Below are 11,755 nucleotides of genomic sequence, written 5' to 3'. Positions count from 1 at the left end.
CGACTTGAGCCGCTCGGCCTACTCGTTCGTCGCCGGCACCGCCCCGAAGCGTCCGGCCCGGAACGCCGGCGCGCGCCGGCGCTGCACATTGCGGATCCAGGCCGGCACCAGCCACGCGACCGCGATCCCGATCAGGCCCACTCCGGCCAGCGCCCGCGACTTCCGCACCGGGATCATGCCCGTGCTCGGCTGCACCAGCACGCCGGTCGTCACGCGGTCGGTCGGGCTCACGCCGGCGCGGTCCTGCAGGCTGATCAGGTCGTCGTTGAGGGCGGCGGTCAGGATTTTGAGGGAGGACATCGCGGCGGCCACGCTGGGGCCGTCGGCTGTGATGTCCAGGCGGGGCAGCCAGTAGTACGGCTCCTGGACCGTTCCGCTGTTGCGGGGGGTCAGCGAGTAGCCGGCGGCCAGGCCCTGCGCGTGGAGGGCGGCGGCGCTGGAGTCGCTGGACAGGCCCTGGGCGACCATGGCGGCGGTGGCGGCCAGGGAGCCCTTCACGTCGGCGTAGGGGTTGGGGTTGTCGGCGTGCACGAGTTCTGATTTGGGGGCCTGGATCTCGATCACGGCCTGGGCCCGGAACCGGGGGGCCGGGTGCGAGGCGAGGTAGCCGATCGCCATCGTGAGGACCAGGATCGGTACGGCCAGGTGCCACGGGCGCCAGTGTTCTCGCACGATCCGTCGCAACGTTCGCATAGTTCCCCCACCTCTCGGAACGGCGAGTCGCGTGGAGCGTGGCGGCGACTCGTCACGGCGCGTGTCCTCGTGGAAGCGCCCCCTTGATAATCCTGCTCCTCGGAGGTGACCGGAAGCTCTCGGCTGCGGGAGATCCCTAGGTCCCATCCTTTACTTTTTCTTTCCAGAGAACTGATAGGGACATATCATGGACCTTCGTCGGGTCCTGCTCAGGGCTCGCCGCGGACGGCCGACGCGAAACGTGGGGGGACCATGGATCTCGGCACAATGATCCGCGTCATGATCAAACGGTGGTACGTGAGCGTGCCGTCTCTGGTCCTGGCGCTGACGCTTCCTGTCGTGGCGTGGTTTGCCGTTCCCGCGAAGTACGCGTCGACCTCGACCATCAGCCTGCTGAACTCGGCGGCCGCCTCCAGCGGGCAGAACCGGACCGGCAATCCCTTCACCGCGTTCGACAACTCGCTGACCGGGATGGCCGACTACCTGGCGCGGACGCTGAACTCCGACCAGTCGATGGCCGATCTGGCCGGTCAGGGCGTCACCGACCTGGCGGCCGCGGAGCTGGCCCCGAACGCGTCCGGGCCGTTCATCACGCTGACCATCACCGGCAAGGACCCGCAGAAGATCCTGGCCGAGATGAAGACGTTCGACGACTTCGCGATCGCGGAGCTGGCGTCGATCCAGAACAAGACCTCGCAGAACCTCCAGTATCCGCTGCCGGCCAACACGCTGCTGCGGGCCATCGTCATGGTGCCGCCGCAGAAGCCGATCGCGTCGATGAAGTCCAAGCTCGAGGACGTCGCCGGGGCCGGGGTCGGCGGCATGGTGCTGCTGTTCGTGTCGACGTTCGGCGCGGAGGCGCTGGCCATTCGGCGGGGCCGGCCCGCGAGCGTGCCGCGCAACTCCGACACCGGACGGAACACTGAGCGCACTGAGCGCACAGAACGGAATGAGCGCACAGAGCGGACTGAACGGGCCGAGCGCAGCACCGAACGCGCCGCCGACCGCGACGCCGACTTCGACCTCCCCCGCTCCGAGTCCCGCACCCGGGCCTCCGCCTCGTCGGCCTCGTCGGCCCCGTCGGCCCGGCGCCGCGCCACGACGGGCGGCACCAGCCGGCCGCGCAGCACCGAGCCGGTGGAGAGCGCCGCCTCGGATCTGCTGGAGGCCTTCGACGAGCCGAGCCCCCGGGCCGCCGCCTCGGAGTCGGCCGGCCTGGCCAAGCGCCGTCCCTCGGCGAGCACGCCCACCACGCTCGAAACCACCATCGCCCTCCCCCGCTACCGCGAGGCGGACCACGACAGCGAGGACGACAGCGGCTCCGAGTCCTGGATCGACATCGAGTCGCGCCCGCTCGAAGATCTCGCGGTCGGCGACCGCGACCCGGGCACACGCTGAGGGCCCGGCGCACCATGAGCGCTTCGGCGCCGTCGCGCGTCACCCGTGAACCCCGCCGGGTCCCCGGCCCCCGCTCCGGCGCGGACCTCGGCCCGGACACCGACCCGGGCACCGGACCGGACCCGGCACCGTCGTCCCCCGACGGCCCCGGCCCGGCCGGCCGGCGCCGGCTGCGACAGTCCAAGGCCGACGCCACGCGGTGGGACGCGACCGCCGTGCTGACCGGCTACGCCTTCCTCATCATGCTGATGCCCGCCACCGAGACGGTCGCGAACCTGGGCGCGCTCGGGTCCCCGGCGACGATGTACTCGGTGATGGCCCTGCTGTGGTTCATGGCCGGCCGGATGACCGGGCACCTGCGCCTGGATCCGGGCTCCAGCTCGGTCCGCAAGGCGATGTGCCTGCTGATGGGCGTCATCCTCATCTCCTACGTCGGCGTCTCCGGGCGCGTGGCCAGCGGCGCGGAGATCCAGGCCGCCGACCGCGCGCTGATCATCGGGCTGGTCTGGTGCGGGCTGGTGGCCATGGCCTCGGCCGGGATCACCGACCGCGGCCGGCTGGACGTGCTGCTGCGGCGGCTGGTGCTGTTCGGCACCGTCGTCGCCGCGATGGGCATCCTGGAGTTCTTCACCGGATTCCGGCTCACCGAGCACATCGTGCTGCCCGGCCTGCAGACCAACATCATGCCCGGCGCCGGCGACCGCGGCGGGCACCTGCGCGCCCAGGGCACGACCACGCAGCCGCTGGAGTTCGGCGCGGTCATCGCCGTGCACCTGCCCTTCGCGCTGCAACAGGCCGGCGACCCGGCGCGGCGGCTGCCCGGCTGGCGCAACAACGCGCGCCGGCTGGCCCCGGTGGCGATCATGATCGTCAGCCTGCCGATGACGGTGTCCCGCACCGCGATCATCGGCCTGGTGGTGACGATGGCCATCCTGATGCCGTCCTGGCCCAAGGAGCGGCGGCGCCCGGCCTACTTCATGGCCCTGTTCGGCGCGGCCGCGGTCCGGGTCCTGGTCCCGGGGCTGATGGGCACCATCCTGGTGCTGTTCTCCTCGGCCTCCGGCAACTCCGACAACAGCACCCAGGCCCGCACGAAGGACTACGCCGGCGTGGCGCCGTACATCAAGGAACGCCTGTGGTTCGGGCGGGGTCCCTCGACCTTCATCCCGGCCCTCTACCGCTACACCGACAACTACTACCTGCTGGCCCTCGTCGAGATAGGAGTCGTCGGAGTGGCGGCGGTCCTGGTCGTGTACCTCACCGGCATCCGGGCCGGCCGCCTCGGGCGGCGCCTGAGCGTCGATCCGGCCCAGCGGGACCTGGGCCAGTGCTTCGCCGCGGCGTTCGCGGTGATGCTGGTCATCAGCGCCACCTTCGACACCCTGAGCTTCCCCATGCTCAGCGGCCTGTTCTTCCTGCTGCTGGGATGTTCGGGGGCTTATCTGGGCATCGCCCGCGCCGAGGCGGCCCAGCGCGAGCAGCGGATGAGCGGCGCCTGATGAAGCACCGCCGCGCCGCTGCCGCCTCCCTCGGCGACCGGGTCCGCTCGGCCACCAAGTGGAGCCTGATCAACACCCTGGTCATCCGGATCGGCACCTTCGCCACCGGGGTGATCCTGGCCCGCGAGGCGCTCTCGCCGCGGGACTGGGGCCTGTACGCGCTGGGCGGCGTCGTCCAGGCCGTCCTGCTCTCGTTCAACGAGCTCGGCGTCAGCCTGGCCGTGGTGCGCTGGTCCCGCGACCCCCGGGAGTTCGCGCCGACCGTGGTGACCCTGGCCACCGGCTCCAGCCTGGCGCTCTATGTCGTCCTGTGGTTCGCCGCGCCCACCGTGGCCGGGGCCCTGGGCTCCCCGGACGCCGTCGGCATCCTGCGCATCCTGTGTTTCGCGGTGGTCGTCGACGGCCTGGCCTGCGTGCCGAACGCGGTGCTGACCCGGGAGTTCCGGCAAGGCGCCCGGCTCACCATCGACCTGGTGACCTTCGTCGTCAGCTCCGGCCTGACCCTGATCCTGGCCTTCGCCGGCTGGGGCGCCGGCAGCTTCGCCTGGGGCAGCATCGCCGGAGTGATGATGGCGCTGATCGGCTGCGCCATCGCGGCGCCCGGATATCTGCGGCCCGGCTGGGATTCGGCCACCGCCCGCGAACTCATCCACTACGGCATGCCGCTGGCCGGCGCCAGCCTGTTCGTGCTGGGCACGATGAACGCCGACTCGGTCGTCGTCGGCGCCACTCTCGGGCCGGTCGCGCTGGGCCTGTACCGGGTGGCCTTCACGATGTCGAGCTGGCCGGTGCGCGCCATCTCCGAGACCGCGCGCCGGGTGTCCTTCGCCGGCTTCTCCCGGGCCGTGGAGACCAAGCAGGCGCTGACCGACAGCTTCGCCAGCGGCCTGTCGCCGCTGCTGCTGGCCTCGGTCCCGGCCTGCGCGCTGCTGTTCGCGCTGCCCGGGCCGATCGTCCGCGGCGTCTACGGCGGCCAGTGGTCCGGTTCGGCCGGCGCGCTGCGCTTCCTGGCGCTGCTCGGACTGCTGCGCATCATCTTCGAGCTCTGCTACGACTTCCTGGTCGCCGCCGGCCGCTCCCGGGCCCTGCTGGCCGTACAGGCGCTGTGGCTGTGCGCGCTGGTCCCGGCGCTGATCTACGGCGGCCATCGCAATGGCCTGATGGGTATCGGCGTGGCGCACGTCGCGGTGGCGCTGGTGCTGATCGCGCCGGCCTACCTGCTGACGCTGGGCGCCGTCGGCGTCGACACCCGGCGGGTGCTCGCGGTCTGCTGGCGGCCGGTGCTCGGCGGCGTCGTGGTGGTCGGGGTCGCGCTGGCGGTGCAGCAGGCCCTCGGCGACTCGGACCTGGCGGTGGCGGTGGCCGGACTGCTGTCGACGGCGGCCTACGTGCCGATCGCGGTGCCGCTGCCGATGCTGCGGCTGATCTGGGGCAAGGTGGCCGGCCGGTTCGGCGCGACGCCGGAACCGGAGCCCGCGCCGGAACCGTCCGCCCGGCCGGACCGGATCAAGCTCAAGCCGCTGCCGCGGCGCGCCGACGTCCGGCCCGACCTGCTGGACTTCGGTCCGGCGCGGGACCGCGGACGCGGCGGGGACGTGGTGGACAGCGGCGACATGCTGCGCCGCGAGATGGACTGGAAGACCAAGCACGGCCCGGAGCACGAGAAGGCCCCCGAGCCGGCCCGCGCCGCCACCCTGGAGCTGGTCCGCGACGGTGCCCGCGACGGTGCCCACGACAACGGCCGCGCCGCCGCCGGCGACACCGGCGCTCCGGAGTTCGAGCTCGACCGCGAGCTCCAGGAGGCCCTGGACCGGTCCTTCGACCGGACCAAGGACCACCGCCGTGGCCGGGCCCGGAGCCGCGGCCACGACTTCCAGAGCTTCCTCACCAGCCCCGGCGCCGCCAAGACTGCCACCACATCCACTCCCGACCCCGGTTCACCGCTGCACTCAGCACCAGAGGCCTGAGATACGGCATGGTCCGGGCGCCCACCGCGCGGCGCACCCGCAGCCCGGTGTACTCCGGCAGCCGCCGGTAGTCCGGCCAGCACTCGGCCGCGAACGCCGTCAGCTCGTCCACCGGGACGGTGCCGGTCAGGCCTTTGTCATAAGCCCGGACCGCGCGCCGCAGCGCCTGCCGGGCGATCTTGCGCCGCATCCGCGCCGCCCACGCCTGGCCCTCCGGCATCTGCTCGGCGCACTTCACCAAGACCGACTCGAAGGCCGCGCGCCGCTGCCGCAGGTCGTCGAGCTGTCCGCCGAAGTCGACGGCCGACATGTTGGCGCCGTGCCGCCGGTAGTAGGCCTGGTCCGCGCCGCGGATGTGCCCGACGTCGGAGACCGCCGCGGCCCGCATCCACATCTCGATGTCCCCGGAGTGCGGCAGCCCCGGGTCGTAGCCGCCGATCCGCTTCTGCACCGACGTCCGCATCACCACCTCCGGCGAGGTGATGCAGCCCTGCGCGGCCTGGAACCGCCGCTTCAGCCACCAGTCCCCGGAGCGCACAGCCCACTGGCCGGGCCGCCAGTCCACGCCGCGCGCCGGCGGCAGGTCCTCGCCGTCCTGGAAGGTCAGCGGATGCCCGTAGACGAAGCCGACGTTCGGGTGCGCGTCGAGCAGCGCGACGGCCCGCACCAGCGCGCCGGGCGTGAGCCGGTCGTCGGCCGACAGCAGCACGCAGTAGTCGCCGTCGGCCCACTCCAGCAGGCCCTCGTTGTAGGTGGCGATATGCCGCTTGTTGGTCTCGTGCACCCGCACCTCGATCCGCGGATCGGCGGCGGCCAGCGCGTGCGCCTTCGCCGCCGAGTCGTCGGGTGAGGCGTCGTCGATGATCAGAACCCGGACATCGACCCCCGGCTGCTCGTCGAGCACGCTGCGTACGCAGTCGGCCAGGAAATGGCCGTACCGGTAGCAGGGAATCACGACACTGACGCTGCCCATCGCACTCCTCAACGGTTCCTCGCCGACAGCCGATCGGCCGGGTCCCGCCGTGTGAACCGCGGGGCCCGGCCGATGGTCTGCCACTCTTTTGTCTCTCTACCGATCTACTTCTTGCTGGTCACTGCTCACCGGCCGGCGGGCCGGGTGTTCTTGCCGCCCGTGGCCGGACCGGGCACGTAGCCCGGGGCCACGCCGACCGGCGTGCCCAGACCCGGGATGTTCGGCCCGTTGCCGGAGATCGGCGTCGGGGCGATGAGCCAGGTCAGCTCCGGCAGCGCCGAGTTGTTCGGGCCGTTCGCGGTGACCGTGACCCGGTAGGACGCGTTGCGCGGCAGCCCACCGTTGGGGTGGAACGCCACGGTGTGCGTCTTCGGCTCGAACGTCACGTACCCCGGCATCGAGGTGCCCGGCTGCCATTCCTGGCCCGGCGTGGCGCCGACGGTCTGCACCGTCATCCGCACCGTCGCCGGCTGGGCGATGGCCGGCAGCACCGTGGTGATCGGGTGCGTCGGGTCCATCACCGGGTCCAGCTTGCGCGCGGTCGCGGCCTTGGCGGTGCCGGTCGTGGGCTTGGCCGTGGTGGCCCGCAGCTGCGCCCCGTTGACGATGGCCGCCGAGGAGGCCGCCGACGAGGTCGCCGCGGCCCCGGCCGCGGTGTTCTGGAACACCGGGCTGACCCAGTAGTTCGACGCGTTGTACGTGTCCGTCGGGAACGCCGTGGACGCTCCGTAGGAGTACAGCGCGTTCACGCTGGTGCTGTTCGCCGGGGCGCTCAGCGGATAGTAGTTGTGCGCGTTGGTGAAGTACCCGGCGTCGACCGAGTAGTGGCCGGACGGCGCGTGGTAGGAGACCACGTACTGGGTCCCGGCCGTCACCGCGACCGGCGTGGCGAAGGTCAGCGTCTGCCAGCCGGAGGCGCTCTCACCGGTGAAGGTGCCGGCCGCCAGCTGCTGTCCGGTGCTGCTCCACAGCGTGCCGGTGTGGGTGCCGGTGTTCGCGGCGCTCTTGTAGAAGCGCACCCCGGTCACATTCCCGTCCAGCGAGGACGAGAACTTCACCCCGAGCTCCACGCCGTTGCCGTCCCCGGAGTCCACCGTCCCGGGCACCGTGGTGCCGGCCCACAGGGCGCACGGGCACGACGGCGCCGGCATCGTGGCCGCCGTCGTGAAGTTCCAGGTCGACGGCGCCGTCATCGCGTTGCCGTTGATGTCGGAGGCCTGGATCGAGGCGGTGTAGGTGGTGCTCAGCGCCAGCGGGCTGTCCGGGGTGAACACCACGGTGTTGGTCGCCGAGGTGTAGCTCAGCGAGCCCGGGACCGCGGTCCCGGAGCCGTCCTTCACCGTGAACGTCACCGCGGACATGTCGATGGCGTAGCTGAAGTTCGCGCTGACCGTGGTGGTCGGCGAGGTCGCGGCCATCGACGACGACGGCGACGTGGAGGTCACCGTGGGCGGCGTGGTCGGCACGCCGGTGTTGTCGAAGACCGGGTCCACCCAGTAGTTGGTGTCGTTGTAGGAGTTGTTCGGGAACACCGTCGAGCCGCCGTAGGCGTACACGCCGTTCGCGCCGTCGGTGCCGGTCTTCAGCGCCTGGATCGGCGTCTGCCCGGCACCCTTGGACGTGAAGTACCCGGCGTCGGCGGCGTAGTGCCCGACCGGCGCGTGGTAGGACACGATGTAGGTGGTGTTCGCCTTGATCATCGGCGGCGTGGTGAAGTTCAGCGTCTGCCAGCCCGGGGTGCTCGACACCGCGGTCGAGGCCGGGGAGGACGCCAGCAGCTGGCCGGTGGAGGTCCACAGGCTGGCCACGTGCGAGCCGGTGTTCGCGGTGCTCTGGTAGAAGCGGACGCCGGTCACCTTGCCGGCGGTGCTGGTCCGGAACTTGGTCCCGACCTCCACCGAGGCGCCGTCACCGCTGTCGGCCTGCGCCGGCGCCGCGGTGGACGGGAAGATGACGCACGGGCAGATCTGCGGGCCCACGGTCAGGTTCAGCGTCTGCACGGCGCCGATGTCGGCGTTGTCGTCCTCGGCCCGCACCTGCACCGCCACGCTGCCGGTCGAGGTCGGGGTCCAGGCGTAGCTCCAGGACACCGCCCCGGCGACGGTCGGCGTGGTGGCCGCCTTGTTCCAGGTGGTGCCGCCGTCGGTGGAGACCTCCACCCGGGCCACCACGGTGCCCGCGGCGGGCGTCGCGGTGCCGGTCATGCTGATCGGCTTGAGCACCTGCACCGTGGTCCCGGAGGCCGGGGCGGTGACCAGCGTGGTCGGGCCGGGGGTGCCGGCCGGCAGCGCCGAGCCGGTGACCAGGCCGGTGGTCGGGGTGCTGGGCTGCACGCCCATGTCGGCCAGCACGTTCATGGTGGCCTGCTTGACGTCCCGGCTCTCCGTCGTGCTCTGGTTCGGCGGGTTCGGCGGGTTGGCCACGCCGGTGTTGTCCACGTGCAGGTTCGACAGGCCCCAGGACCACTGGACGGTCGCGGTGCCGAAGATCAGCGAGTGCGAGGTCTGGTCGCGGAACTCCACCAGGCTGTGCGTGGCCTGGCCGTTGCCGTAGCTGTTGCCGTAGTCCAGGCGCAGCTGGTCCACGTTCAGCGTGGTCGAGGACAGGTCGATCATGCCCGGCGGCCGGGTGGAGTCGGCGTAGTCGGAGTCCCACTCATAGCCCAGCAGGCCGTAGGGCGTGCTGGTGGACCCGGACAGCAGGCCGGCCACCGAGGTGTTCCGCCACAGCCGCATCTTGGCGTACGCCGCGGAGAACGTCATCGGCGAGTACTGGTTGGCGTTGACCGAGAACAGCGTGCCGGTCATCTGGTCCTCGGGGGCGGCCCCGGTGCCCAGACCGTGCGCGTCCATCCAGGTGCCGGTCCACTGGCCCGAGGGGTCCGGGATGCCGTTCACCGGGGTGGAGTCGTACAGCTTGGTCATCTTGTACGTGGTCAGCGTCCGGTTCGGGGTGTTGGTCCCGTCGATGCTGTTCTCGAACCGGGTGCGCCAGAACACCTCGTTGCCGGACATGAAGAACTGGTTCTGGCCGGCGTGCCGCGCGGCCATCACGTTGTTCCACTGGGCCTGGTTCCAGTACTCGTCGTGGCCCGAGGAGATGAAGACCTTGTGGTTGCTGACCGAGGCCGGGTCGTTGGTCGCGTCGATGCCGGAGATGTAGGAGACGTCGTAGCCGTTCTCCTCCAGCCAGTACAGCAGCGCGAACTCCGAGCCGAACACGCCGTTCTGGCCGATGTCCGGCAGCGGCCGGTTGTAGCTGACCCGGTAGGCGCGGCCGTCGGGGGCCGGGCCGTTGCCGACGTAGACGTCCTGGCCGCCGAAGGTGTTGTAGGCCTGCCAGGTCTCGTCCGAGGTCTGCACGACGATGTCGCTGTGGTGCGCGGCGTTGTCCGGCTCGCGCACGATCACCGGGACCGGCATGTAGCCGATCAGCGCGTCGGTGCTGTCCCACTGCTCCAGCGAGACGATGTAGAGCCCGGACACCGCGGTCGAGGGCACCTGGATCTGGACCGTGGTGGCCCAGTTGCCGCAGTCGACCAGACCGGTGGGCTTGTCGCTGACGCAGGCCGGCAGCGTGCTGCCGTAGGTCGCCGGGTAGGTGCCGGTCGAGGTGTTCATCGTCCACGACATCAGCCGCGAGCCCTGACCGCCGTAGTAGCCCAGGCGCGCGACCTCGACCGCGTACTTGGTCGGCGACTGCACCTTCAGGCTGACGGTCCCGCCGGGCAGGGCGCTCTGCGCGGTCGCGAAGCCCTGGATGTCACCGTACGCGCTGGTGTACGTCGCCAGGTTGTTCGCGCCGTCGGTCAGGTCCTGCCGCCCGGTCGTCTGCTGGTTCTCGCACGCCACGGCGTTGCCGCAGGACGCGAAGGCCTGCGGTGCGTTGCCCCAGACGGTCACGGTCGCCGCGAGCACCATGGTCATGGTCGCGTAGAGCGCCGTCCGGAGTTTCGTGTATCTCCTGCTCTGTCTCATCGTTTTCCGTTTTCTCGGTCAGGTTGCTCGGTGGTGCTCACTCGGGGCGCCGGTGCGCCGAAAGCGCCCGGGCCAGGACGGCGGCGACCCTTTCCTGCTGGTCCCGCGTCAGATGCGGGTGCAGCGGCAGAGACAGTGTGTGCGCCGCGATGTGTTCGGCGACGGGGAACGACGCGTCGGTGGCGAACGCGCCGGTGCGGTGCAGCGGCACCGGGTAGTGGATCCCCGCGCCCACTCCCTCGGCGTCCAGGTCGGCCAGAACCGCGTCGCGCTCCGGGACCAGGACCGTGTACAGGTGCCAGACGTGCTCGTTCCCCGGGAGCACTGTGGGGGTGACGACGTCCTCGACGTCGGCCAGAAGCTTGTCGTAGTACGCCGCCGCGGCGCGCCGGGCGGCGTTCCACGTCGGCAGCCGGCGCAGCTTGGCCCGTAGGACCACGGCTTGGAGCGTGTCCAGCCGGCTGTTCACCCCCACGATGTCGTGTGCGTACTTGGTCAGCCCGCCATGGCTGGCCAAGGTGCGCACAGTGCGGGCCAGACCGTCGTCATCGGTCAGGACCGCTCCGGCGTCCCCGTAGGCGCCGAGGTTCTTGCCCGGGTAGAAGCTGGTCGCGGCGATCGCGCCCGGCCCGGACCCCGGAGTCCGGTCTTTGCGGGTGGCACCCTGGCACTGCGCGGCGTCCTCGACGATCCGGACCTCGCCGCCGGCCAGCCCGGCCTGCAGCTCCTCCACCGGCGCCAGCTGGCCGTACAGGTGCACCGGGACGACCGCCTTGGTGGCCGGCCCGACGGCGGCCAGCGCCGCCGGCACGTCGATCAGACAGGTGTCCGGATCGACGTCGACGAACACCGACACCGCGCCGGTGCGCGCCACCGCCTCGGCGGTGGCGGCGAAGGTGTTCACCGGGACGATCACCTCGTGGCCCGGTCCGACCCCGACCGCGCGCAGCGCCAGCTCCACCGCGTCGGTCCCGTTGCCGACGCCGACGCAGTGCCGGACGCCGCCGAACTCGGCGTATTCGCGCTCGAACTCGGCGACCGCCGGGCCGCCGACGAAGGCGGTCCGGGCCAGCACCTCGGCGAATCCGGCCTCGACCTCCTCGGCGATCTCCGCGTGCGCGGCGGCCAGGTCGACCAGCGGTATTCGGGAGTTCATGATCTCTTCCTCGGTTCCTCGACCCGACGGCCGACTACATTTCGTAGCGGAGTGGTAACAACTGCGGCGAGGGCGCGCAAAGCCACCCTCGC

7 protein-coding genes are annotated in these 11,755 nt (G+C 71.5%); 3 read left to right on the top strand and 4 right to left on the bottom strand.

Annotation, left to right across the window (positions count from 1 at the left end):
• Positions 1-18: 18 nt before the first annotated feature.
• Complete coding sequence (locus ABD481_RS11660; RefSeq protein WP_344665603.1) at positions 19-693, bottom strand: hypothetical protein; 675 nt, start codon at positions 691-693, stop codon at positions 19-21.
• A gap of 279 nt (positions 694-972) precedes the next feature.
• On the opposite strand from ABD481_RS11660, the gene ABD481_RS11655 reads away from it, so the two are divergent.
• Genes ABD481_RS11655 through ABD481_RS11645 form a run of 3 tightly spaced genes read left to right on the top strand, consistent with a single transcriptional unit; the run spans position 973 to position 5,557 of the window.
• Positions 973-2,091, top strand: coding sequence for a hypothetical protein (locus ABD481_RS11655; protein WP_344665602.1), 1,119 nt, complete (start codon positions 973-975; stop codon positions 2,089-2,091).
• 14 nt (positions 2,092-2,105) lie between these two features.
• A complete protein-coding gene (locus ABD481_RS11650) occupies positions 2,106-3,590 on the top strand; it encodes an O-antigen ligase family protein (RefSeq protein WP_344665601.1) in 1,485 nt (494 codons plus the stop codon).
• Positions 3,590-5,557, top strand: coding sequence for a lipopolysaccharide biosynthesis protein (locus ABD481_RS11645; RefSeq protein ID WP_344665600.1), 1,968 nt, complete (start codon positions 3,590-3,592; stop codon positions 5,555-5,557). The genes ABD481_RS11650 and ABD481_RS11645 overlap by 1 nt, the downstream gene beginning before the upstream one ends.
• On the opposite strand, the gene ABD481_RS11640 is transcribed toward ABD481_RS11645, so the two are convergent.
• The 3 genes from ABD481_RS11640 to ABD481_RS11630 form a co-directional block, all read right to left on the bottom strand.
• On the bottom strand, positions 5,475-6,530 hold the full coding sequence (locus ABD481_RS11640; RefSeq protein WP_344665599.1) for a glycosyltransferase family 2 protein: 1,056 nt from the start codon (positions 6,528-6,530) through the stop codon (positions 5,475-5,477). The genes ABD481_RS11645 and ABD481_RS11640 overlap by 83 nt on opposite strands.
• Before the next feature lie 125 nt (positions 6,531-6,655).
• Complete coding sequence (locus ABD481_RS11635) at positions 6,656-10,507, bottom strand: DUF4082 domain-containing protein (RefSeq protein ID WP_344665598.1); 3,852 nt, start codon at positions 10,505-10,507, stop codon at positions 6,656-6,658.
• Positions 10,508-10,544: 37 nt separating this feature from the next.
• The gene (locus ABD481_RS11630) at positions 10,545-11,663 is read right to left on the bottom strand and encodes a DegT/DnrJ/EryC1/StrS family aminotransferase (RefSeq protein WP_344665597.1); all 1,119 of its coding nucleotides are present in this window, start codon (positions 11,661-11,663) and stop codon (positions 10,545-10,547) included.
• Between the last annotated feature and the right edge of the window lie 92 nt (positions 11,664-11,755).

The sequence above is a fragment of the Catenulispora yoronensis genome, from assembly GCF_039531695.1.
Taxonomy (GTDB): Bacteria; Actinomycetota; Actinomycetes; order Streptomycetales; family Catenulisporaceae; genus Catenulispora; species Catenulispora yoronensis.
This window is presented reverse-complemented; position numbering and strand designations above follow the sequence as displayed.